The sequence below is a fragment of the Xanthomonas translucens pv. cerealis genome, assembly GCF_006838285.1.
In the GTDB taxonomy this organism is placed as follows: Bacteria; Pseudomonadota; Gammaproteobacteria; order Xanthomonadales; family Xanthomonadaceae; genus Xanthomonas_A; species Xanthomonas_A cerealis.
The window spans coordinates 185,424-207,972 of the sequence record NZ_CP038228.1; the positions used below are offsets into that span (position 1 = coordinate 185,424).

The following is a 22,549-nucleotide window of genomic DNA, read 5'->3' on the forward strand; positions in this document are numbered from 1 at the left end:
GCTGCCGCGTGACATGCCGTGACGGAGGTCGCGCCATGCCAGGGCGGTTGCCAATTGCAAAAAAATCATTATTAATGCGCGGGCGCAACATTGGCGTCCAAGTGCCCGTCGGCAGGGGAAAATCCGTGGGGCTTATCCCAAAAAGTCAGCAACCGCTGATCGGTGTCGATATCAGTTCGACCGCGGTCAAGCTGCTGCAGTTGTCGCGTAGTGGCAACCGGTTCCGCGTAGATCACTACGCCGTGGAACCCTTGCCGCCCAACGCCGTGGTCGAGAAGAACATCGTCGAGGTCGAGGCGGTGGGCGAGGCGATCCGCCGCGCCGTGACCCGTTCCGGCACCCGCGCCAAGCATGCGGCGGCGGCGGTGGCCGGCTCGGCGGTGATCACCAAGCTGATCCCGATGCCGGCCGAACTGGACGAGAACGAACTGGAAGCGCAGGTCGAGCTGGAGGCGGTCAACTACATCCCGTATCCGATCGAGGAAGTGAACCTGGACTTCGAGGTGCTGGGGATCATCCCCAACAATCCGGAGATGGTGCAGGTGCTGCTGGCCGCGTCGCGCTCGGAGAACGTCGAGCTGCGCCAGTCGGCGCTGGAGCTCGGTGGCTTGATCGCCAAGGTCATGGACGTGGAGGCCTTCGCGGTCGAGAACGCGTTCGCGCTGGTCGCCAACGAGCTGCCGGTGGCCGCCGACGGTGTCGTCGCCCTGGTCGATATCGGCGCCACTATGACCACGCTCAACGTGCTGCGCGGCGGACGCAGCCTGTACAGCCGCGAACAGGTGTTCGGCGGCAAGCAACTGACCGACGAAGTCATGCGCCGCTACGGCCTGACCTACGAGGAAGCCGGCATGGCCAAGCGCCAGGGCGGGCTGCCGGAAAGCTACGCGATCGAAGTGCTGGAGCCGTTCAAGGAGGCGACGGTGCAGCAGATCAGCCGCCTGTTGCAGTTTTTCTACGCCGGCAGCGAATTCAACCGGGTCGACCACATCGTGCTGGCCGGCGGTTGCGCGGCGCTGGCCGGGTTGCCGGAGATGGTCGAGGAACAACTGGGGGTGGCGACCGTGGTCGCCAACCCGCTGGCGCAGATGACCCTGGGGCCGAAGGTCCAGGCGCATGCGCTGGCGCAGGACGCGCCGGCGCTGATGATCGCCACCGGCCTGGCTCTGAGGAGCTTCGACTGATGGCAAAAATCAATCTGCTGCCCTGGCGGGCGGAGCGGCGCAAGCAACGCGAGCGCGAGTTCTACGCGATGCTGGGCTTCGCTGCGCTGGCCGGCGTGCTGCTGGCCTTGCTGGTCTGGTTCTACTACGACCGCCAGATCACCGGGCAGAACGAGCGCAACGCCTATCTGCAGACCGAGATCGACAAGGTCAAGGCGCAGAACCAGGAAATCGACAAGCTCGACGAACAGAAACGGCGCTTGCTGGCGCGCAAGCGGGTCATCGAGGAACTGCAGGCCAAGCGCTCGCAGATGGTGCATCTGTTCGATTCGCTGGTGCGCACCATCCCCGACGGCGTGGTGTTGACCGCGGTCAAGCAGGAAGGCGACATCCTGACCCTGGAAGGGCGCTCGCAATCCAATGCGCGGGTCAGCGCTTACATGCGCAACCTCGAAGGCTCGGGCTGGATGACCAATCCGGAGCTGTCGGTGATCGAGGCAAAGGCGCAGGACAAGGATGCCAAGGGCCCGATCGTCGACGCCAAGGCCCTGCCGTACGTGTTCACGCTCAAGGTCAAGCTGCCGGTTCCGGGCGACGCCTCCGAATCGCTGCCGGGCGCTGCCGCGCCGGCACCGGGCGCCGCTGCCGCTCCTGCCGCAACGACCGCACCCGCCACGCCGCCGGCCGCTGCGCCGGCCGCCACACCGGCTGCCACGCCAGCGCAACAGGGACCGGCGTCATGAGCAAGAAATTCAATGTAAAAGACCTCGACTTCAACAACATCGGCAACTGGCCGCAGCAGGCCAAGATCGGCTTCTGCGTGCTGCTCACGCTGTTCATCCTGGCCATGTCCTGGTTCCTGCTGCTCAGCGACAAGCGCGACGAGCTGGGTTCGCTGGAGCAGAAGGAAACCGAGTTGCGCGCCTCGTTCGAGAAGGAGCAAAGCCGCGCGGTCAACCTGCAGCCGCTGAAGCAGCAGCTGGCGCAGATGGAGCAGGTGCTGCAGCAGCTGCCGAGCAAGACCGAGATGCCGGACCTGATCATCGACATCTCGCAGACCGCGTTGTCCAGCGGCCTGGCCAACGAGCTGTTCCAGCCCGGTCCGGAGTCGCCGAAGGAATTCTACGCGGAGAAGCCGATCGCGCTGCGCATGGTCGGCAGCTACCACCAGTTCGGTGCCTTCGTCAGCGGCGTGGCGTCGCTGCCGCGGGTGGTGATCCTGACCATGCACGACATCAATCTCAAGCCCAAGGACAAGAAGGCCGGACTCACCGCGCGCGGCGAGCTGGAACTGTCCGGCACGGTCAAGACCTATCGCTATCTGGACGACAAGGAGATGGCGGACCAGGAGAAGGCGGCAGCCGCGGCGAAGAAGGATTCCAAGCAAGGCGGTGGCGCATGACGCGGCGGATCGTGGCATTCAAGTGCCTGGCCGGGCTGGCGCTGGTGGCGTTGCTCGGCGGTTGCGGCCGTGGCGCGAGCAGCACCCCGGGCGATGCGCCGAACCTGGAAAACTGGGTCAAGGAGGTGCGTGCGCGGCCGGCGCAGCCGCTGGAGCCGCTGCCGGTGATGCAGCAGTTCGAGACCTTCGAATATTCGGCGCAGGGCCTGCGCGATCCGTTCAGCGATGCCTGGTCCACTCCGGATGGCAACAACGGCCTGCGCCCGGATCCTAACCGGCGCAAGGAACCGCTCGAGCAGTTCCCGCTGGACGGCCTGAAGATGGTCGGCACGCTGGGCAGCGGCGGTGGCCTGGTGGCGCTGGTGATGGCGCCGGACAAGGTGACCTATCGGGTCCGGCCCGGCATCTACATGGGGCAGAGCGATGGCCGCGTGACCGGGGTGCACGAGGACCGGATCGATTTGATTGAACTGGTGCCGGATGGCGCTGGCGGTTGGCTGGAACGTCCGGCCGCCGTGGCGCTGGACGATCAATGATTGATTATGGGGATAGCACGATGACTTTTTCCAAGGCCCTGAGCCTGCGTCCCATCCGGCGCGGCGCGACGGTGCGGCTACGCGCATTGGGGTTGGCGACGCTGCTGGGGAGTTCGGCGGTGATGGGCGCGGCGCATGCGGCGACGCCGGCGGCGCCGACGACGGCGCAGGCGCCGGCCAAGCTCACGGTGTCGAAGATCGACTTCAAGCGCGGCGACGGCGATGCGGGGCGGCTGATCCTGCACTTCAGCGGCGCCGGCGCCAGTCCCGATCTGCGCACCCAGGGCAACACCGTGGTGGTCGATATCGGCAATGCCGCGTTGCCGGCGGAGCTGCAGCATCCGCTCAACGTCACCGACTTCGCCACGCCGGTGCAGCGCATCGACGCCAAGCCGTACGCCGGTGGCGCGCAGCTGGTGCTCAGCACCAATGGCCCATTCGAGTCGATGGCCTACCAGTCGGGCAACGACTACGTGGTGGAGATCGCGCCGCGGACCTCGGCGCCGGCGGTGGGTGCGGTCAGCGCGAGTACGGTCAGCCAGGCGGCGGCGCAGGTCGCCGCGCGCGGCTACAGCGGCCGCCCGGTGACGTTCAATTTCCAGGACGTGCCGGTGCGCACCGTGCTGCAGTTGATTGCCGAGGAATCCAATCTCAACATCGTCGCCTCCGACACCGTGCAGGGCAATGTCACCCTGCGTTTGGTCAACGTGCCGTGGGACCAAGCGCTGGACATCGTGCTGCGCGCCAAGGGCCTGGACAAGCGCCGCGACGGCGCCGTGGTCTGGGTCGCGCCACAGCAGGAGCTGGCCAAGTTCGAGCAGGACAAGGAAGACGCGCGGATCGCGATCGAGAACCGCGAGGACCTGAGCACCGACTACATTCAGATCAACTACCACAGCGCCTCCACGATCTTCAAAGCACTGACCGAAGCCAAGGGCATCGGTGGTGGGGGGGGCGGCGGCGGTGGCGGTGGCGGCAGCGGCCAGACCGACAACGGCTTCCTGTCGCCGCGCGGGCGCATCGTCGCCGACGAGCGCACCAACACGCTGATGATCAGCGACATCCCGAAGAAGATCGCGCAGATGCGCGAGCTGATCAACGTGATCGATCGTCCGGTCGACCAGGTGCTGATCGAGGGCCGCATCGTCATCGCCACCGATACCTTCGCCCGCGACCTGGGCGCCAGGTTCGGCATCGGCGGCGCCCACACCTATGGCGACAACACCGCGACCATCGGCAGCGGCGCGACCGGTGGCAACGCCGCGGCCACGCGCGGGCTCAATGTCAATCTGGGTGGCACCACCTTCACCAGTGCGCCGACGCTGCCGAGCCTGGCCTATACCCTGCTCGGATCCAACTTCAACCTGGATCTGGAGCTGTCGGCGCTGCAGGAGGAAGGCCGTGGCGAAGTCATTTCCAACCCGCGCATCGTCACCTCCAACCAGCGCGAGGCGGTGATCAAGCAGGGCAAGGAGATCGGCTACATCACCATCACCGGCGGCACCGGCGGGACCGCGGCGACGCCGAACGTGCAGTTCAAGGAAGTGCTGCTGGAGCTGAAGGTCACCCCGACCATCACCGACGACAATCGCGTGTTCCTGAACATGAACGTGAAGAAGGATGAAGTCGACCAGTACCGCGTGCTCGAAGGCTACGGCACCATCCCGGAAATCAACCGCCGCGAGATCAACACCGCGGTGCTGGTGGACGACGGCCAGACCGTGGTGATCGGCGGCGTGTACGAGTTCACCGACCGCAACAGCATCTCCAAGGTGCCGTTCCTGGGCGATATCCCGTTCCTGGGCAATCTGTTCAAGAAGCGCGGCCGCAGCAAGAGCAAGGCCGAGCTGCTGATCTTCGTGACCCCGAAGGTGATGCGCGTGGCCAAGCGCGCACCCAGCGCTGGCTGACCCGCGCAGGCCTTGCCAAGCACCTGCGCACAGGCAACGCGGGGGGGACATCAGGACGGGAGAAGCATGTGCTTCTCCCGTCGTCGTTTGCGCCTGCAGATGAGGCAAATCTGAATTTGCGTCCGATGCTTGCGCTGCGCGCAGAACCATTTCATCGTCGATGGGTCAAACTCGGCACATGAACACCACGCCCTCCAGCTTCGACCCCACTCCCGCCGCGTCCGAGCAGCAGCGCTTGCACGCCGCCTTCCTGGCTCTGCGCGACGGCCTGTCCGCAACCATTGTCGGCCAGGCCGCGCTGGTGGAGCGGCTGCTGATCGCGCTGCTCGCCGATGGCCACCTGCTGGTCGAAGGCGCGCCCGGCCTGGCCAAGACCACCGCGATCCGCGCGCTGGCAGCGCGGCTGGAAGCGGATTTCGCCCGCGTCCAGTTCACCCCGGACCTGTTACCTGCCGACCTGACCGGCACTGAGGTGTGGCGGCCGCAGGAAAGCCGCTTCGAGTTCCTGCCCGGGCCGATCTTCCATCCGATCCTGCTCGCCGACGAGATCAACCGCGCGCCGGCCAAGGTGCAGTCGGCGCTGCTCGAAGCCATGGGCGAGCGCCAGGTCACGGTCGGCCGGCATACCTATGCGCTGCCGAAGCTGTTCCTGGTGATGGCCACGCAGAACCCGATCGAGCAGGAAGGCACCTTCCCGCTGCCGGAAGCGCAGCTGGACCGGTTCCTGATGCACGTGCGGATCGGCTATCCGGAGGCCGCCGCCGAGGCCGAGATCCTGCGCCTGGCGCGCGAGCGCGCGCGCGAAACCCTGGACCATGGCGAGGCGCCGCCGCCGCGGATGCCGCTTGACGACGTGTTCGCCGCGCGGCGTGCGGTGCTGTCGCTGCATCTGGCGCCGCCGCTGGAGCGCTACCTGATCGAACTGGTGCTGGCCTCGCGCGACGCCAGCGGCTACGACCCGGCATTGGCGCGGCGCATCGCCTGGGGCGCGAGCCCGCGCGGCTCGATCGCACTGGAGCGCTGCGCGCGCGCGCGCGCCTGGCTGGCGGGACGCGACTTCGTGACCCCGGACGACGTGCGCGCAGTCGCGCCGGACGTGTTGCGCCATCGCGTGCTGCCCAGCTACGAGGCCACGGCCGAAGGCTGGGACGGCGATCGCCTGGTCGCGGCGCTGTTGGACAAGGTGCCGCCGCCTTGAGCGAGCGGCAGCGCCAATCCGGGCGGCCGCGGCACCGCGCGCCGGCGTATCGCGCCGCTGCGCTGACGGTCTGCGGCAGCGTGGCGCAGGCGAGGTAAGCGACGATGGCAGTACAGGCGATGCCGCCGCAGACGTCACATGCCGACACCGCGAGCGGCGGCGACGGCGTACGCCCGACCCTGGCCGAGCTGGTGGCGCTGCGCGCGAGCGTGGCGCGGGTGCCGCCGCCGCGGCGCGGGCGCCATGGCCTCAGCGGCAGCGCGCCGGCGGCGTTGCGCGGGCGCGGCATGGAGTATGCCGAGTCGCGCGAATACGTGGCCGGCGACGACGTACGCCATATCGACTGGCGACTCACCGCGCGCAGCGGGCGCACCCATACCAAGCTGTTCCAGGCCGAGCGCGAACGGCTCAGTCTGATCGTGGCCGATACCGCGCCGGCACTGTATTTCGGCACCCGCGTGCGCTTCAAGTCGGTGCAGGCCGCGCGTGCCGGCGCGGTGGCGGCGTGGACCGCACAGCGCCAGGGCGACCGCCTGGCCGCCTTGCGCGGCAGCCGCAGCGAGGCGCCGGTACCGCCGGCGGCCGGGCCGCGCGGCGCCCTGCGCGTGCTCGACGCGCTGGCGCGCTGGTATGCGCAGCCGCCGCAGGACGATGCCGGCCTCGGCGTGGCGCTGGAACACGCGGTCAAGCTGCTGCGGCCCGGCTCGCGGCTGGTGGTGCTGGCCGATCCGGCCAGCGCGCACGCAATTCCCGCGGCGCGCTGGGCCGGGCTGGCGCTGCATAACGACGTGGTGCTGCTGTTGCTGGCCGACGCGCTGGAACTGCAGCCGCCGCGCGCGGCGCTGCCGTTCTGGGCCGGCGGGCGCCGGGTGGAAATCGATTTGCAGGCGGCCAGCGCGCAACAGCGCTGGCACTACCAATTCGTCGCGCCGCTGGAAACGCTAGCCGCCGAACTGCCCGGCCGCGGTGTGCAGGTGCGCGTGCTGCGCAGCGATGCGGCCAGCGAATCCTGGCTGCTGCCGGCGCCGGGCGCGAGCGCGCCGCGATGACGCCGCAACAACTACCGCTGCGCGATGTGCATCTGCCGCCGGCACCCGCCTGGTGGCCACCGGCGCCGGGCTGGTTGCTGCTGGGCGCCGCGGTGTTGTTGGCGCTGGGCATCGCGTTCGGCCTGTGGGCCTGGCGGCGCGCGCGGCGGCGCCGCTGGCAGCGCCAGTTCGATGCGGAGCTCGGCAGCGGCGCTGCGCCGGCGCAAGTGGCCGCGGTGTCGGAATTGCTGCGCCGCGCAGCGCGCCGGCGCGACCCGGCCGCCGCCGCGCTGCAGGGCGAAGCATGGCTGCGCTTCCTCGACGGCGGCAAGCGCCAGGACTTCTCTGCGGGACCGGGCCGCGTGCTGCTCGATGGCGGCTATCGGCGCGACCTGGAGCATGCGCAGCTGCAGGCGCTGCTGCCGCTGGCGCGGCGCCGCTTCCTCGAGCTGATGGGCGGGCGCCGGCGATGATGGCGATGGGCACGCTCTCGCAGCACTGGCAAAGCCTCAGCGATCTGCTCGCCGGGTTCGCCTGGCCGTGGATGTGGCTGGCGATGCCGTTGCCGCTGCTGGCGCGTGTGCTGCTGCCGGCACAGCGCGGCAGTGCACCGGCGTTGCGCGTGCCGTATGCCGCGCAGTTGCAGGCGGTGGCGGCTGCGCCCGCGCGCGGCGGCCTGTGGCGGGTCGGCCTGTGGCTGACCTGGCTGGCCTGGTTCTGCCTGTGCGCCGCTGCGGCGCGGCCGCTGCAACTGGGCGAGCCGATCTCGCCGCCGCAACAGACGCGGCAGTTGATGCTGGCGGTGGATCTGTCCGGCAGCATGAGCGAGCCGGACATGACCCTGGGCGGACGCGTGGTGGATCGCCTGACCGCGGCCAAGGCGGTGCTGGCCGACTTCCTCGACCGCCGCGACGGCGACCGCATCGGCCTGCTGGTGTTCGGCCAGAAGGCGTATGCGCTGACCCCGTTGACCGCCGACCTGGCCACGGTGCGCGACCAGCTGCGCGACAGCGTGGTCGGCCTGGCCGGGCGCGAGACCGCGCTCGGCGACGCGATCGCGCTGTCTGTCAAGCGTCTGCGCGAGCAACCGCAGGGCGACCGGGTGCTGATCGTGCTGACCGACGGCGTCAATACCGCCGGCGTGCTGGAACCGAGCAAGGCGGCAGAGCTGGCCAAGGCCGAACACGTGCGCGTCTACACCATCGCCTTCGGCGGTGCCGGCGGCTATTCGCTGTTCGGCCTGCCGATGCCCGGTGGCGGTGGCGGCGACGACCAGGTCGACGAGGACACCTTGCGCAAGATCGCGCAGGACACCGGCGGGCGCTTCTTCCGCGCCCGCGACACCGACCAGCTGGTCTCGATCTATGCCGAGCTGGAGCGCCTGGAACCGGTGCGTTCGGCTGGCCCGGCGGTGCGCCCGCGGATCGAACGTTATGCGTGGCCGCTGGGCGTGGCGTTGCTGCTGGGCTTGATCGCCTTCGTGTGGCCATGGAGGCGGCAATGAACGCGGTGCTCGGCTTCCTGGAGGCGTTGCATCTGCTGCGGCCGCAGTGGCTGTGGGCGCTGTCGTTGCTGCCCTTGCTGGGCTGGAGCTGGCTGCGCCGGCGCCGGCGCAGCAACGTGTGGCGGCACGCGGTGGACGCGCACCTGCTGCCGCAGCTGCTGGCGAAGGAGGATGGCCGGCAATCGCTGTCCGGCCTGTGGCTGGCCGCGCTCGGCTACCTGCTTGCGGTGGTGGCGCTGTCCGGGCCGAGCTGGCGCCAGGAACAGCAGCCGCTGTGGCAGTCGCGCACGCCGCTGGTGATCGCGCTGGACCTGTCGCCGCGGACCGAGGCCGGCGACCTGCCGCCGTCGCGATTGCTGCAGGCGCGCGCCAAGCTGGCGACGCTGCTGCGCGAGCGCGCCGGCGGCGAAGTCGCGCTGCTGGCCTACGCCGGCGAACCCTACACGGTCGCGCCGTTGACCGACGACGCGGCCAACGTCGCCCTGTTCCTGGACGCGCTGTCGCCGCAGGTGATGCCGGTGCCTGGTCAGCGCAGCGACCTGGCCATCGACTGGGCGGCACAGCTGCTGCGCCAGGCCGGTTTCGCCCGCGGCGACATCCTGCTGCTCAGCGACCAGGCCGATCCGCAAGCGCGGCAGGCCGCGGCGCGCGCGGCCGGGCAGGGTTACCGCGTGTCGGCGCTGGGACTGGGAACCGCGCAGGGCGCGGCCTATCGCGATGGCCAGGGCGGCGTGGGCCACGCGCAACTGGATGCCGCTTCGCTGCAAGCGCTGGCGAGTGCCGGCAACGGCCGCTACGCCATGCTGACGCCTACCGATGCCGATCTGCGCGAGTTGGGCGTGCTGCAACCGGCGCAGCAACAGGACGCGACGGCAGCCGCCGAGCACAGCGGCCGGGTCTGGCTGGATCAGGGCTATTGGTTGCTGCCGCCGCTGTTGCTGCTGGCCCTGTTCGCGTTCCGCCGCCGCGCTGGCGCTGCCGTGTTGCTGGTGCTGCTGCTGCCGCTGGCAATGCCGTTGCCCGCGCATGCGGCGGCCGCCGATACGGTCGGTGGCGACTGGTGGCGGCGTGCCGACCAGGTGCGCCAGCAGCGACTGGACGCGGGCGTGCAGGCCTACCGCAAGGGCGATTTCGCCACTGCGCAGCAACAGTTCGAAGGCATCGACAGCGACCAGGGCTGGTACAACCTGGGCAATGCGCTGGCCCGCCAGGGCCGCTACGACGAGGCGATCGACGCCTACGACAAGGCGCTGCGGCAGCATCCGCAGATGCCCGATGCGGTGGCCAACCGCGCCGCGGTCGATGCCGCGCGCAAGCGCCAGTCCGGGCAGAACCAGTCCGCGCAGAACAAGCCGGGACAACAGGGCAAGGACAGCGCGCAGCAGAACCAGAAAGGCCCGTCGCAGGCCGGTGCCGGCGGCGCACCGAAGAGTCAGGACCCGGCGCAGGCCAAGGCGCCGCCGCCGGCGGATGCGCAAGGCCAGCCGGGTCAGAAGAATGCGCAATCGCCGGCGCCGGGCGCGCCCAAGGATGCGCCGCCGCCGGGGCCGCCGAAGCCGGGCGATGCGCAGGCGCAGCAGCAGGCCGACGCGGCGCAGCGCCAGCAGATGCAGCAAGCGATGGCGCAGCAGGGCACGGCGGGCAAGGACGCGGCCGCACGCGCCGCCGCGGCGGCGGCGGAAACCCCGCAGCAGCGCGAGCAGCGGCAGGCGGTGGAGGCCTGGCTGCGGCGCGTGCCGGACGATCCGGGCAACCTGCTGCGCGCCAAATTCAAACTCGAACACGAACGCAGGCAGCGGGAAGGACCATGATCGAACGCAAGCAACGCCGCTGGAGCGCAGGCGTGTGCGCCGCGCAGAAGCATTCGGCAAGGCTGGCGCGGTGGGCAACGCTGGCGCTGCTCGCCGCGCTGGCGCTGCCGGCATCCGCCGCCACCCGCGCGTGGCTGGACCGCGACAGCATCGGCGCCGGCGAGAGCGTCACCCTCAACATCGAGACCGACCAGGGCCTGGTGGCACCGGAGTACGCACCCTTGCGCGCGCAGTTCGCGCTCAGCGACGAGGTCAACAACCGGCAGATGCAGATGGTCAACGGCCAGGTCACGGCCAAGTCACTGTTCGGCGTGGCGCTGACCCCGCGCGTCACTGGCACCCTGGACATCCCGTCGCTGCGGGTTGGCAACGAGCGCACCGCACCGCTGCGGCTGCAGGTCGCAGCGGCCGCAGCGGCGCCGGCCGGCAGCACCCGCGCCGGCGATCCGGCGCAGCTCGGCAATGCCGAGGTGTTCGTGCAGACCGTGGCCGACGACGCGCAGCCGTATGTGCAGCAGAGCGTGGGCGTGGTGGTGCGGCTCTACCTTGGCGTGCCGTTGACCTCGGGTGAGCTGGATCTGGATCCGCCGGCCGGCGCCGCGCTGCAGCGCATCGGCGACGATGTGCAGAGCCGGCGCGAGATCGACGGACGCATGTTCACCATCATCGAGCGCCGTTACCTGCTGGTGCCCGAGCGCAGCGGGCCGTTGACGCTGCCCGCTGCGCGCTTCCGCGGGCGCGGCCCCAGCGGCTTCTTTGACGATTATTTTGGCCGCGGCGGCGACCTCACCGCGCGCAGCGCGGCGCAGACCCTGCAGGTGCGCGCGCCACCAGCCAATGCGCCGCAGCCGTGGCTGCCGCTGCACGACCTGCGCCTGCGCTACACCGCTACGCCGCAGCGTGCGGCGGTGGGCGAGGCGGCCGACATCGTGGTCGAGGCCAGCGCGCGCGGCGCCACCCAGGCGCAGTTCCCGGAGCTGCCGACGCCCAGCGTCGATGGCGCGCAGGTGTTCGCCGAGCCGCCGCAGTTCGACGAGAAGTTCGTCGACGGCAGCCCGCAACTGAAGATCACCCGGCGCTACTCGATCGTGCCGCGAACCGCCGGGCCGTTGCGGGTCGGCGGGCTGCACGTGCCGTGGTGGGACGTGGCGGCCGGCGCCGCACGCGAGGCCACGCTGCCCGATCTGAACCTGCAGGTGCTGCCCGGGCGCGTCGCGCCCGTCACGCCGACCAGCGTTGCGGCGCCGAGCGTGGACGCGGCGCCGGCCGCCAACGCGGTGACCCCGACCCATGCGATGTCCGGATGGCTCGGCGCGTTGCCGTTGTGGATGGCGCTCGCCGCGCTGTTCGCGTTGTTGTGGCTGGCGACGCTGGTCTGGGGTTGGCGGCGCGGCCGTGCGTGGCGTGCGCCGGCCGGCGCACACGCTGCGTCGTCCGCGTCGTCCGCGGCGAGCACTGCGCCACGCGCCCGCTACGGCCTGCCGGACCTGCGCAAGGCGCTGGACGGCGGCGGCCTGGACGAGGTGGCGGCGATCCTGTGCGCGCAGGCCGGTGTCGCCGATCTCGACGCGCTGCTGACCCGCCTGGACGATCCGGCGCAACGCGAAGCGGTGCTGCGCCTGCAACGCGCCCGCTGGGGCGACGCCGGCGATGTGCCGGGCGCGCGCGCCGCGCTGCGTGCGGCGTTCTGGGCCGGGCCGCACTGGCGCGATACGCCGCGCAAGCAAAGCAAGGGCGACCTGCCGCCGCTGTATCCGCGCGACGCGTGAGAGCGTGGTCGCGGTCGTGAGCGACGCGGCTTGTTGCCGCGTGCTCGCGGGGTGACGCCGGCTCGCAGCTCGCCATTGCGGGTTTGTTAAGCTCGGGCTTCCCTCCTGCAAGGCAATACCATGACCGACACCACCGTGAAGGCCAAGACCGGCATGCCCTTGCACTGGAAAATGGCGATCGGCTTCGTGCTCGGGCTGGTGCTGGGCCTGGCCGTGCACCTGAGCGTGGGCGGCGATGCGGCCTGGGTGCAGGCGCTGACCACGTACCTGACCACGCCATTGTCCAAGCTGTTCCTCAGCCTGATCTTCATGCTGATCGTGCCGCTGCTGTTCTCGGCGCTGGTGATGGGCATTTCCGAAATGGGCGACATCCGCGCGCTGGGCCGGATCGGCTGGAAGACGCTCGGCTATACGGTGGTGCTGTCGGGCATCGCGGTGCTGCTCGGGCTGGTGCTGGTCAACGTGCTCAAGCCGGGCATCGGCGTGGACCACGCACTGGCACAGCAGCTGCTGCAGCAGAACGCCGAGCGCGCCGCGCAGATCGTCGATCAAAGCAAGCATCAGCCGCGCGGCATGGACATGTTGCTGTCGATCGTGCCCGACAACGTGGTCGCCGCCGCTTCCAGCAACGGCGCGATCCTGTCGTTGATGTTCTTCGCGGTGATGTTCGGTGTGGGCATGGTGCTCAGCGACGACGCCAAGGTGGCGACGCTGCGGCGCGGCATCGAGGGCATTTTCGAGATCTCGATGACCCTGATCGGGCTGGTGATCCGCCTGGCGCCGTACGCGGTGGCCTGCTTCATGTTCAACCTGGCCGCGCTGTTCGGCTTCGAACTGCTGATCCGCTTGGGCGCCTACGTCGGCGTGGTGGTGCTGGCGCTGGGCCTGCACATGGTGGTGACCTACGGACTGGCGGTGCGTTTCGCCGGGCGCTCGCCGCTGGGCTTCTTCCGCGCCACTCGCGAGGCCACGGTGATGGCGTTCTCCACCGCCTCCAGCAACGCCACCTTGCCGACCGCACTGCGCGTGGCCGACGAGATGGGCCTGCCGAGCAAGGTGTCGCGCTTCGTGCTGATCGTTGGTGCCACCGCCAACCAGAACGGCACCGCGCTGTTCGAGGGCATCACCGTGATCTTCCTCGCCCAGTTCTTCGGCGTGGAGCTGAGCATCGCCCAGCAGTTCATGGTGATGCTGGTGTGCATCCTCGGCGGCATCGGCACCGCCGGTGTGCCGTCCGGCTCGCTGCCGGTGGTGGCGCTGATCTGCGCGATGGTCGGGGTGGACCCGGTCGGCATCGGCATGATCCTGGGCGTCAATCATTTCCTGGACATGTGCCGCACGGCGCTGAACGTGACCGGTGATCTGGCGTTGACGACGTTGGTGGCGAAGGGGGAGGACGGAACGGCCGGGACCGGGGACCGGGGACGGGGGACCCGATAGAGCAACAGCAACGGCAATGCCGGCTCTGTGGCCGACGGCGCTCGTGCGCAATGCTCGCAGCTCTTTGCTCTTCCGGGTCCCTGGTCCCCGGTCCCCGGTCCCGCGCCTGTGGGACAATAGCGAACCCGACGCCCCGCGCCCGCTGCCAACAGAACCCACATGACGACGCCTACCCGCCGCCAGCTCGCCAACGCGATCCGCTTCCTCGCCGCCGATGCGGTCGAGGCCGCCAAGTCCGGCCATCCCGGCATGCCGATGGGCATGGCCGACATCGCCGAAGTGCTTTGGAACGACTTCCTCAGCCACAACCCGAACAATCCGAAGTGGTTCAACCGCGACCGCTTCGTGCTCTCCAACGGCCACGGTTCGATGCTGCAGTACGCGCTGCTGCACCTGTCCGGCTACGACCTGCCGCTGGACGAGCTGAAGCGCTTCCGCCAACTGCACAGCAGGACCGCCGGCCATCCCGAGCGCAGCGAAACCCCCGGGGTGGAGACCACCACCGGTCCGCTCGGCCAGGGCTTCGCCAACGCGGTCGGTTTCGCGCTGGCCGAGAAGCTGCTGGCGCAGCGCTACAACCGCCCCGAGCACCAGATCGTCGATCACCGCACCTGGGTGTTCATGGGCGACGGCTGCATGATGGAAGGCATCTCGCACGAAGCCGCCTCGCTGGCCGGCACCTGGGGCCTGGGCAAGTTGGTCGCGTTCTGGGACAACAACCATATCTCCATCGACGGCAACACCGCCGGCTGGTTCAGCGACAACACCCCGGCGCGGTTCGAAGCCTATGGCTGGCACGTGCTGCGCGATGTCGATGGCCAGGATGCCGATGCGATCAAGGCGGCGATCGAGGCCGCGCTCAGCGAGAGCGACAAGCCGACCCTGATCTGCTGCCGCACCACCATCGGCTTCGGTGCGCCGAGCAAGTCCGGCAAGGAATCCTCGCACGGCGCGCCGCTGGGCAAGGAAGAACTGGAAGGTGCGCGCAAGGCGCTGCAGTGGCCGTACGGCCCGTTCGAGATCCCGCAGGATATCTACGACGGCTGGCGCGCCGGTGGCGCCGGCACGCTGCGCCAGGCCGAGTGGGAGCAGGCGTTCGACAAGTACGCCAAGCAATTCCCGGCCGAGGCCGCGGAGCTGACCCGCCGCTCGCACGGCGAACTGCCGGAGGACTTCATCGCCCAGGCCGATGCCTACATCGCCAAGCAGGCCAGCGAGGCGCAGACCATCGCCTCGCGCAAGGCCTCGCAGATGGCGATCGAAGCGTTCGCGCCGCTGCTGCCGGAACTGATCGGTGGTTCGGCCGACCTGGCGCATTCCAACCTGACCCTGTGGAAGGCCAGCAAGTCGGTCGCCAGCGACGACCCGAACGCCAATTACGTGTACTACGGTGTGCGCGAGTTCGGCATGACCGCGATCGCCAATGGGCTTGCGCTGCACGGCGGCTTCATCCCGTTCGACGCCACCTTCCTGGTGTTCAGCGACTACGCGCGCAACGGCGTGCGCATGAGCGCGTTGAACCCGGCGCATGCGATCCACGTCTACACCCACGATTCGATCGGCCTGGGCGAAGACGGCCCGACCCATCAGCCGGTGGAACACCTGGCCTCGCTGCGCTACATCCCCAACAACGACGTGTGGCGCCCGTGCGACACGGTGGAGTCGGCGGTGAGCTGGAAGGCCGCGATTACCCGCCAGGACGGCCCCAGCTGCCTGGTGTTCAGCCGCCAGAACCTGCCGTTTCAGGTGCGCAGCGACGCGCAGATCAAGCAGATCGAACGCGGCGGCTATGTGCTGGCCGATGCCGAGGGCGGTGCGCCGGAGGTGATTCTGATCGGCACCGGTTCGGAAGTGGGCCTTGCCGTGGAGGCGAAGAAGATGCTGGACGCCGCGGGCCTGAAGACCCGCGTGGTGTCGATGCCGTCGACCGACGTATTCGACCGCCAGGACGCGGCCTACCGCGAATCGGTGCTGCCGAACGCGGTGCGCAAGCGGGTGGCGGTGGAGGCCGGCGTCACCGGCTTCTGGCGCAAGTACGTGGGCCTGGACGGCGCGGTGGTCGGCATGGACACGTTCGGCGCCTCGGCACCGGCCGACCAGCTGTACACGTACTTCCAGATCACCGCCGAGCACGTGGTCGCGGCGGCCAAGGCGTTGTAACGCCGCGTCTTCCGCGGGAACGAAAAAGGCCGGCGCAAGCCGGCCTTTTTCTTGTGTGCGGGCTTGCGCCGTCGCGATGCAGATGCTGCTACTACGTGTGGGACTTCTGCTTTATACCGGGAACGCCCGTCGCGACTGAAGTCCCACAAAAATGCGTCATCATCAGCGCCGAAAGTGCATCGTGGTCAGCAGCATGGCCGCGTCGCTCAACTGCGCTTGCGCGGCTTGCCGCGCGTCGGCTTCTTGCCGATGGCGGCCTCGGGCTTGTGCGGCGTCGCCAGTGCGCCGGCGTCGTGCAGTTGCTGCAGCCACGACAGCGCATCGACGTAGGCCAGGAACTGCTGCAGGTAGCCCGGCGACAGGGTGCGCATCAGCGCCAGCGCGCGGTGCACCAGTACGCCGGAATTCAGCGGGCCGGCATCGGAAGGGGCCTGCTGCAGCGATTGCCGCAGCTGGCTGCGGCTGCGCAGCTCGGTCCACAGTCTGCGTGCATCATCGAGTGCGGGCAGTTGCTGCGCAGACTGCGGCGGCATGGCGTTTGCGGCGGCGTGCGCGTCATGCATGGCGCCGCTGGCGAACCGCTGCAGCAGGTCGCCTAGCGGGCTGCGCGCGCTCGCGCTCTCGGTCGCGTTCGGCGCGGCATCGGCATCGGCATCGGCATCGGCGGTGGTCGCGGCCGGCATCCTGGCCAGGTCCGCGGCATAGGCAGCGAGCAACGCGGACAACTTCTGCTCCAGCAGGCGCCGCGCTTGGCCCTGATGCGCGTCGGCGCGTCGCGCCAGCGCTTCGATGAAGCGCAAACGCAGCGGATCCAGGCGCTCGGCCTGCCGCTGCCGCCAGGCGTCGAGCACTTCGCTGACGGGTGTCGCCTCAGCGCGCATGCGGCATCGCGGCAGATGTGGACAGCTTCGGCAGCGGCGCCATCTCCACGCGCCGGTTGCTGGCGCGTCCGGCCTCGTCGCTGTTCGGGCTGACCGGTTGCTGCGCACCGAACGCGGCGGCGAACACCGCGTCGGCCGGCACGCCTTCCTCGATCAGCGCGCGGGTCACGGTCAGCGCGCGCTGCGCCGACAGTTCCCAGTTGTCGGCGAACTGGCGGTTGCTGTCGCGCACCTGGCGGTCGTCGGTGAAGCCGCTCACCATCAGGATCTCGCCGCGCGCCTTCAGATACCCGGCCAGCGGCGCGGCCAGGCTGTTCAGCAGCTCGCGCCCCGCGGGCTGTAGCTGGTCGGAATTGAGCGCGAACAGCACGCTGCCGCGGATGCCGATGCGGCCATCGACCAGGGTCACCCGGCCTGCCGCCAGCGGCGCGGCCAGCGCCTGTTCCAGGGTCTTGCGTTGCCGCGCCTCGGCCTGCCGCTGCCGCACTTCCTCGTCCAGCGTGTGCGACAGCTGCAGCTGCACGCCGATCACACCGATCAGGATCAGCACGAAGGCGCCGAGCAGCACCGACATCAGATCGCCGAACACCGCCCAGATCGGCGCGCCTGATTCGGCGTCGAGTTCGAGCTCGTCGCTCATGCCGCTGCGGCTCCGTCATGCGCCGGCCCGGCCGGCAGCTGGCGCAGTTCCTCGATGATCTGCTTCTGCGACAACAGGCTCAGGTCGATGACTTCCCTGGCCTGGGCGACGTAGTAGGCCAGCTGCTCGTCGCTGCGCGCGAGCGACTTGTCCAGCGCCTGCTCGATGCCCTGCAGACGTTCCAGCAGCGCCGTGTTGGAGTGGCCGAACGCCTCCACCGCGCCACCGAACGCATCGCCCAGACTCGCCACTTCGGTGGCGCCGACCGCAACTTGCGCGGCGACCGATTCGAGCTTGCCGGTCTCGGCTTCGATATGGTCGGTGAAGCGGGTGCCGACGCGATCGAGCAGGTCCGCCGAGGTGGTGACCAGGGCGTCCACCGCGGTGCGTTGCTCGGTGGAGGCGTGGTTCACCGCCTCGAGCAAGGTGTGCAGCGTGTCGAGCAGGCGGCTGCGCTCTTCCAGCATGGCGGTGTCGCGGACCATGCTTTCGGAGAGTTTCTGGCGCAGCTCGGCGACGACGTCGGCGGCGGCCTTGGGCGCTTCCGAGGCGGTCTGCACCAGGCGCGAGATCTCGGCGATGGTCTCGCTGGCATGCGCCTGGGTCTGCGCTGCGATCGCGGTGGCGGTGCGTTCGAGCGTGGCGCAGATCTCCTGCTGGCGCTGCGCGTCGCGTTCGCCGTTTTGCGCCCACTGCGCGTTCAAGGCGGCGACCATCGCGGCGAACGTCTCCGTCCACGTAGCCAGGCGCGCCTGGTCGCGCGTTTGCAGCGCGTCCTGCAACTGCGCATGCGAGTGCTGCATGGCCGCGACCAGCGCTGCGGCGCGTTGTTCCAGCGTCGCGGCGGCCGCGCTCAGCGCCTGCGCGTTGCGCTCTGCCAACGCGGCGTTGACGTCTTCCTGGCGCGACAGTGCATCGCTCCAGGCCTGCCTGGTGCCGTCCGCGGTGGCATCCAGGCGCACCGAGATCGCGTCCAGCGCCTGCGCGTTGCGCGCTGCCAACTGCGCGTTGATCTCCTCCTGGCGCGACAGCGCATGGTTCCAGGCCTGCTTGGCGCCGTCCGCAGTGGCGTCCAGGCGCACCGAGATCGCATCCAGCGCCTGCGCGTTGCGTGCCACCAGTTGCGCGTTGATCTCTTGCTGGCGCGACAGCGCATCGTTCCAGGCCTGCTTCGCACCATCCGCGGTGGCGTCCAGGCGTGCCGATACGGCATCCAGCACGCCGTTGGAGCGCATCGCGAAGCTGTCGCCGAAGCCTTGCAGCGCACTGTGCAGATCCTGGAGCAGCGCCTGGCTGGTGTCGCGCTGGCTGGCCAGCGCGGCATCCCACGTCTGTGCGGCGCGCGCGGCGGCGCGCTCGAAGCCGCTGCTCAGGCCATCGAGCTGGCGCTGCACGGCCTGGCCGACATTCTCGTGCAGCGTTTGGGTTTCGCGCGCCAGGCCGTCCAGCGTGGCTTGCACCACCGGCTGCAACGCGGCGCCGAGCGCGCGCGCGTTTTCGGCGACGCCGGCCTGCAGCGATTGCTCCACCGCGCCGGCCAGGCGCGTGTAGGCGGCCTCGGTCCTGGCGTGGAAGGCGTCCTGGTTGCTCGCCAGGCGTTCGCCGCTGGCCGCGCCCTGTTGCTCGATGCCCGCCGCCATTGCCTGCAGCCGATCGATCAGCGCCGGCATCAATTCGGTCTGCCGCTGCAGCAGCTTGAACGCTTCGGTGCGCTGGAACGCCTGCGAATGGGCGTGCAGCGTGGTCGCGATGGCCAGATCGAGCCCTTGTACCGCCTGCAGCCGCTCGCGCCGGCACAGCGCGGCGAGCAGGCCGAGCATCGCCGAACTGGCCACGCCGGCGATCGAGGTGCCGAATGCGAAGCCCAGGCCCTTGACCGGTGCGGCCAGCGAGTCGCGGATGGCGTGCAGGTCGGTGGCGCTTTCCAGCGCCAGGCCGGTGCCGCGCAGCGTCGCCATCATGCCCAGGAAGGTGCCGAGCATGCCCAGCAGTACCAGCAGGCCGACCAGGTACGGGGTCAATCCCGGTGCGGGCAGGGCGACGCGCTCGCCCTCGATGCGCAGCCGCACCGCGTTGCGCAGACTGGGGTCGAGGCGCTGCAGCCAGCCGCTCAGGTCGGACTGCGCCGCGCTTGCGTCCTCCACGCCATGCGCCAGCGTGGCGGTGGCCTGCCGGTAGCGGTACAGCTCCAGCGCGCCGGCCACGTAGCACGCGCCGATCAGCAGCGCGAAGCTGGCGCCCAGCGGATTGCTGCCGAGGTAGCCCACGCCGATCCAGCACACGGCGGCGAGGCCGGCCAGGAACACGACGGAATTGAACAGGTTCTTGAACATGAGATCTCGGTCAGCGGCTGCGAAGCGCTGCGAGCAGCCCTTCGATGGGGTGAAAACGGATATCCAGTTCGGCGCGCAGCACGTGCTGCATGTCCTGGCGGAACACGTCCAGCCAGGCGCCGACGCTCGGCGCGGTGTGCGCCGTTAGCGCGGCGTCCGGCACCGGCTGCGCGGCCTCGCGCAGGCGTTCGAAATGCTGTCCCAGCAGCGCCGGCACGGCCGCCAGCAGGGTCTGTTCGCGTGGGCTCAGGGTCAGTTCCATGACCGCGTCCACCTCCGCCAGCCGCGCCATGTCGGCCGAGGAGCGCGCCAGCGTGTCGCGCAGCTGGCCGCGCAGGCGGCCGCTGGCGGTCAGCATCGCGCGCTGCAGCGACAGGTAGCGCTGGCGGAACGGCGCATAGTCGAGCGGGGCGTTCGGGTCGGTGCCGTGGCCAGGTTTGGCAGCGAGGCGTCCGGCATCCGGGCCGGTGTCGTTGGCGATGGACTGCTCCAGTGCGCCGCGCACACGCGCGCATTCGGTCTCGCTGGCGCTCTCGAACGGCGCGTCCTCGTCGATCGTGGGCAGCCTGCTGTCCAGCGCCCTGGACACGGCCACGGCGCGCGTCCAGTCGATCCATTGGCCGAGCCGGTCGGCCAGCGCAGGGCTGGATGGCGGTATGTCGGCGTCGGTGAGACGTGCGAGGAGGCGAATGAACGCCGGACCCGGGACAGGCGGCCGTGGAAGAGCTTTCGCCATGCTTGTGCGTAAAACGCGCAATTTTACACACGAATGGCAAGCCGGTCCGGCCGGACGCCTGGCGCCAGGCGCAAAACCGCTGCGCCGGTGCGCTGCGGTTCAAGCGCCTGCTGCGGCGGAAGGCGGCCCGCCTGCACTCGTGCGAAACGCCTGCCCTGGCAGGGATTGGCGCGGCGGGCCCGGCTTCAGGCGGTCTGCGGTTCCAGGCCCGGCGCCGCCACGATCGCGCAAGCCACCGCGGCGGCGCTTTGGCGGCGCCAGCGCTTACAGCCGCTGCTCGCCGCGCAGCAGCGGATACGGGTTGAGCGATTCGCCTTTCCACCACTGCTTTTCCGGGCCAAGCCGGTGCACTTCGAAATGCAGGTGCGGCGCGCCAGGATCGGCATTGCCGGTGCTGCCGACATAGCCGAGCACCTGGCCGTGGCGGATCGGCTGCTTTTCCGCCAGCCCGTCGGCATAGCGTTGCAAGTGCGCGTAGTAGTACGCATAGCGGCCGCTGGGTTCGAACTGGTACACGGTGAGGCCGCCGCGCTCGCTGTCGAACAGCTTTTCCACGCTGCCGTCGGCCGCCGCCAGCACCGGCGTGCCGGCCGGCGCCAGGATGTCGATCGCATCGTGGCGGCGGCCCTGGCTGCGGGCGTCGGTGAAGGTGTCCTGCAACTGGTCGCCGGTCACGCCCTGCACCGGGATCAGCAGGTCGGCGCCGTTATTCGCCGGTGCGGCTGCCGCTGCGGTCGCGGCGGGTGGCGTTGGCGGTGTGACCTCTGCGGTGGGCGCAGACGCGGGGATAGTCGCCGCCGGTGGCGCCTGCGCCGCTGCCGGCGCAGCAGCAGGCGTCACCGTGGGCGTGGCAGTCGCTGTCTCGCCGCTGGCCGCGGCGGCCGCTACCGCGCTCGGCCTGACCTGCACGCCATCGCGCAGCATCCAATAGCCCAGCGCGACTGCCACCGCCAGCAACGCCAGGCTCGGCAGCGTCTTCATGCGCTCACTCCTGCATGGTCACCGGCACCGACGCGTTCACCGCGGCGGCGACGGTCAGCGCATCCCAGTTGGTCAGGCGCACGCAACCATGCGATTGCGCCTTGCCGACCCGCGATGGCTCCGGCGTGCCGTGCAGGCCGTAGTGGTCCTTGGACAGATCGATCCACACTTCGCCGACCGGATTGTTCGGGCCTGCGGCCAGCGTGGCCTTCTTGGTGGATTGGTCGGCGTCCCAGAACAGCTTGGGGTTGTAGTGGTAGGTCGGGTGCCGCGCCACGCCCTTGATCTTCCAGTCGCCGATCGGCAGCGGATCGTGTTCGCTGCCCGTGGACGCGGGAAACTGGGCCAGGATCGCGCCGTTGGCGTCGAGCAGGCGCACGGTGGAGTCGGACTTGTCGACGACCAGCTTGGCCGCCTTCGGCAGTGCGGGCGTGCCGAGTACGTTCGGTACCTGCACGCTGGCGCCGGCCTGGCCGAGATCGATCGACGGGTTGAGCGCCTGCAGCAACGCAGGCGCGGCATGGAAGCGTTCGCCCAGGCGCTCCTGCACCGATTCGTAGCCCAGCGCCGGCAGCTTGGCTTTTTCCTCGGTGTTCTTGGGAATCTTGGGGAAGGGCCCGGCGACGTCCTCGGCGGTGAGCGTGTAGGCGACCAGTGCGGGTGCGGCGTCCTGCGCCAGCGCTTGCCAGGTGGCCGCGTCGAGTTCGCCGTTGACGGGCAGTCCGCGTGCGCTCTGGAAGCCGGAGACGGCGCGGCGCTGGTTGGACCCAGGCTGGCCGTCGATTTCGCCCGGCGAGAAGTGCGCGCGATCCAGCAGGACCTGCGCGCGCAGCGGCGAACGCTCGCCGCTGTCAGGCGCCGCTGCGGCGTGTGCGGGCGGCTGTGCCGAGGCAATGCCGCCCGCGCTGGCGAACAGCACGGCGAGGCAGGCGAGTGGAAGCGAAAGACGGGACATCGGCGACTCCGGAATGAATGGCCGTCACCATGCCCATGCGCCGCGAGTAGCGGCGTGAAATGGCTTGCTCCCGGCTGACTGGGAATGCAGGCGGCATTGCCA

The 22,549-nt window shown here is 69.8% G+C and carries 19 protein-coding genes; 13 read left to right on the plus strand and 6 right to left on the minus strand.

The genetic code is table 11. The features are described 5' to 3' along the window. Positions 1–125: 125 nt before the first annotated feature. From E4A48_RS00795 to tkt, 13 genes are all read left to right on the plus strand, one after another. On the plus strand, positions 126–1,184 hold the full coding sequence (locus E4A48_RS00795; RefSeq protein WP_039005880.1) for a pilus assembly protein PilM: 1,059 nt from the start codon (positions 126–128) through the stop codon (positions 1,182–1,184). Then, the gene (locus E4A48_RS00800; protein ID WP_142741702.1) at positions 1,184–1,906 is read left to right on the plus strand and encodes a PilN domain-containing protein; all 723 of its coding nucleotides are present in this window, start codon (positions 1,184–1,186) and stop codon (positions 1,904–1,906) included. Before E4A48_RS00795 ends, E4A48_RS00800 begins: the two co-directional genes overlap by 1 nt. Continuing rightward, the gene (locus E4A48_RS00805) at positions 1,903–2,565 is read left to right on the plus strand and encodes a type IV pilus inner membrane component PilO (protein ID WP_142741703.1); all 663 of its coding nucleotides are present in this window, start codon (positions 1,903–1,905) and stop codon (positions 2,563–2,565) included. Before E4A48_RS00800 ends, E4A48_RS00805 begins: the two co-directional genes overlap by 4 nt. After that, the gene (locus E4A48_RS00810) at positions 2,562–3,101 is read left to right on the plus strand and encodes a pilus assembly protein PilP (RefSeq protein ID WP_142741704.1); all 540 of its coding nucleotides are present in this window, start codon (positions 2,562–2,564) and stop codon (positions 3,099–3,101) included. The genes E4A48_RS00805 and E4A48_RS00810 overlap by 4 nt, the downstream gene beginning before the upstream one ends. Positions 3,102–3,121: 20 nt before the next feature. After that, positions 3,122–5,011 (plus strand): type IV pilus secretin PilQ, encoded by a 1,890-nt coding sequence (locus tag E4A48_RS00815; protein ID WP_142741705.1) that lies wholly within the window; start codon positions 3,122–3,124, stop codon positions 5,009–5,011. Between the two features lie 178 nt (positions 5,012–5,189). Next, positions 5,190–6,209, plus strand: a complete 1,020-nt coding sequence (locus tag E4A48_RS00820; protein WP_142741706.1) for an AAA family ATPase — start codon at positions 5,190–5,192, stop codon at positions 6,207–6,209. Positions 6,210–6,313: 104 nt separating this feature from the next. Further along, complete coding sequence (locus E4A48_RS00825; protein WP_409976356.1) at positions 6,314–7,258, plus strand: DUF58 domain-containing protein; 945 nt, start codon at positions 6,314–6,316, stop codon at positions 7,256–7,258. Beyond that, entirely contained in the window at positions 7,255–7,710 is a 456-nt protein-coding gene (locus tag E4A48_RS00830; protein WP_142741707.1) for a DUF4381 family protein, read from the plus strand. Before E4A48_RS00825 ends, E4A48_RS00830 begins: the two co-directional genes overlap by 4 nt. Next, entirely contained in the window at positions 7,707–8,741 is a 1,035-nt protein-coding gene (locus E4A48_RS00835; RefSeq protein WP_052234997.1) for a vWA domain-containing protein, read from the plus strand. Before E4A48_RS00830 ends, E4A48_RS00835 begins: the two co-directional genes overlap by 4 nt. Next, a complete protein-coding gene (locus E4A48_RS00840; RefSeq protein WP_142741708.1) occupies positions 8,738–10,552 on the plus strand; it encodes a tetratricopeptide repeat protein in 1,815 nt (604 codons plus the stop codon). The genes E4A48_RS00835 and E4A48_RS00840 overlap by 4 nt, the downstream gene beginning before the upstream one ends. Next, positions 10,549–12,321 (plus strand): BatD family protein, encoded by a 1,773-nt coding sequence (locus E4A48_RS00845; protein WP_142741709.1) that lies wholly within the window; start codon positions 10,549–10,551, stop codon positions 12,319–12,321. Before E4A48_RS00840 ends, E4A48_RS00845 begins: the two co-directional genes overlap by 4 nt. Positions 12,322–12,441: 120 nt before the next feature. Further along, complete coding sequence (locus tag E4A48_RS00850) at positions 12,442–13,761, plus strand: dicarboxylate/amino acid:cation symporter (protein ID WP_039005873.1); 1,320 nt, start codon at positions 12,442–12,444, stop codon at positions 13,759–13,761. A 159-nt stretch (positions 13,762–13,920) separates the two neighbouring features. After that, on the plus strand, positions 13,921–15,921 hold the full coding sequence (gene tkt / locus E4A48_RS00855) for a transketolase (RefSeq protein ID WP_142741710.1): 2,001 nt from the start codon (positions 13,921–13,923) through the stop codon (positions 15,919–15,921). 206 nt (positions 15,922–16,127) lie between these two features. Here tkt and E4A48_RS00860 read toward each other — a convergent pair whose 3' ends face one another. The 6 genes from E4A48_RS00860 to E4A48_RS00885 all read right to left on the minus strand — a co-directional run bounded on the left by E4A48_RS00860 (position 16,128) and on the right by E4A48_RS00885 (position 22,447). Continuing rightward, a complete protein-coding gene (locus E4A48_RS00860; protein WP_142741711.1) occupies positions 16,128–16,802 on the minus strand; it encodes a DUF2894 domain-containing protein in 675 nt (224 codons plus the stop codon). After that, entirely contained in the window at positions 16,792–17,442 is a 651-nt protein-coding gene (locus tag E4A48_RS00865) for an OmpA family protein (protein WP_039005868.1), read from the minus strand. Before E4A48_RS00865 ends, E4A48_RS00860 begins: the two co-directional genes overlap by 11 nt. After that, on the minus strand, positions 17,439–19,775 hold the full coding sequence (locus tag E4A48_RS00870) for a DUF802 domain-containing protein (protein WP_142741712.1): 2,337 nt from the start codon (positions 19,773–19,775) through the stop codon (positions 17,439–17,441). The genes E4A48_RS00865 and E4A48_RS00870 overlap by 4 nt, the downstream gene beginning before the upstream one ends. 10 nt (positions 19,776–19,785) lie before the next feature. Next, positions 19,786–20,511, minus strand: coding sequence for a DUF3348 domain-containing protein (locus E4A48_RS00875; RefSeq protein ID WP_058196078.1), 726 nt, complete (start codon positions 20,509–20,511; stop codon positions 19,786–19,788). A 264-nt stretch (positions 20,512–20,775) separates the two neighbouring features. Then, positions 20,776–21,492 (minus strand): M23 family metallopeptidase, encoded by a 717-nt coding sequence (locus E4A48_RS00880; RefSeq protein WP_142741713.1) that lies wholly within the window; start codon positions 21,490–21,492, stop codon positions 20,776–20,778. Between the two features lie 4 nt (positions 21,493–21,496). Continuing rightward, entirely contained in the window at positions 21,497–22,447 is a 951-nt protein-coding gene (locus E4A48_RS00885; protein ID WP_003469527.1) for a L,D-transpeptidase family protein, read from the minus strand. Positions 22,448–22,549 lie beyond the last annotated feature (102 nt).

Bases quoted from the DNA above. Each gene is read 5' to 3' on its own strand.
- E4A48_RS00840 (WP_142741708.1), top strand. From the start codon at position 8,738: ATGAACGCGGTGCTCGGCTTCCTGGAGGCGTTGCATCTGCTGCGGCCG.
- E4A48_RS00800 (WP_142741702.1), top strand. From the start codon at position 1,184: ATGGCAAAAATCAATCTGCTGCCCTGGCGGGCGGAGCGGCGCAAGCAA.
- E4A48_RS00875 (WP_058196078.1), bottom strand. From the start codon at position 20,511: ATGGCGAAAGCTCTTCCACGGCCGCCTGTCCCGGGTCCGGCGTTCATT.
- E4A48_RS00850 (WP_039005873.1), top strand. From the start codon at position 12,442: ATGACCGACACCACCGTGAAGGCCAAGACCGGCATGCCCTTGCACTGG.
- E4A48_RS00870 (WP_142741712.1), bottom strand. From the start codon at position 19,775: ATGTTCAAGAACCTGTTCAATTCCGTCGTGTTCCTGGCCGGCCTCGCC.
- tkt (WP_142741710.1), top strand. From the start codon at position 13,921: ATGACGACGCCTACCCGCCGCCAGCTCGCCAACGCGATCCGCTTCCTC.
- E4A48_RS00860 (WP_142741711.1), bottom strand. From the start codon at position 16,802: ATGCGCGCTGAGGCGACACCCGTCAGCGAAGTGCTCGACGCCTGGCGG.
- E4A48_RS00885 (WP_003469527.1), bottom strand. From the start codon at position 22,447: ATGTCCCGTCTTTCGCTTCCACTCGCCTGCCTCGCCGTGCTGTTCGCC.
- E4A48_RS00845 (WP_142741709.1), top strand. From the start codon at position 10,549: ATGATCGAACGCAAGCAACGCCGCTGGAGCGCAGGCGTGTGCGCCGCG.
- E4A48_RS00810 (WP_142741704.1), top strand. From the start codon at position 2,562: ATGACGCGGCGGATCGTGGCATTCAAGTGCCTGGCCGGGCTGGCGCTG.
- E4A48_RS00815 (WP_142741705.1), top strand. From the start codon at position 3,122: ATGACTTTTTCCAAGGCCCTGAGCCTGCGTCCCATCCGGCGCGGCGCG.
- E4A48_RS00830 (WP_142741707.1), top strand. From the start codon at position 7,255: ATGACGCCGCAACAACTACCGCTGCGCGATGTGCATCTGCCGCCGGCA.
- E4A48_RS00820 (WP_142741706.1), top strand. From the start codon at position 5,190: ATGAACACCACGCCCTCCAGCTTCGACCCCACTCCCGCCGCGTCCGAG.
- E4A48_RS00805 (WP_142741703.1), top strand. From the start codon at position 1,903: ATGAGCAAGAAATTCAATGTAAAAGACCTCGACTTCAACAACATCGGC.
- E4A48_RS00825 (WP_409976356.1), top strand. From the start codon at position 6,314: ATGGCAGTACAGGCGATGCCGCCGCAGACGTCACATGCCGACACCGCG.
- E4A48_RS00880 (WP_142741713.1), bottom strand. From the start codon at position 21,492: ATGAAGACGCTGCCGAGCCTGGCGTTGCTGGCGGTGGCAGTCGCGCTG.
- E4A48_RS00865 (WP_039005868.1), bottom strand. From the start codon at position 17,442: ATGAGCGACGAGCTCGAACTCGACGCCGAATCAGGCGCGCCGATCTGG.
- E4A48_RS00835 (WP_052234997.1), top strand. From the start codon at position 7,707: ATGATGGCGATGGGCACGCTCTCGCAGCACTGGCAAAGCCTCAGCGAT.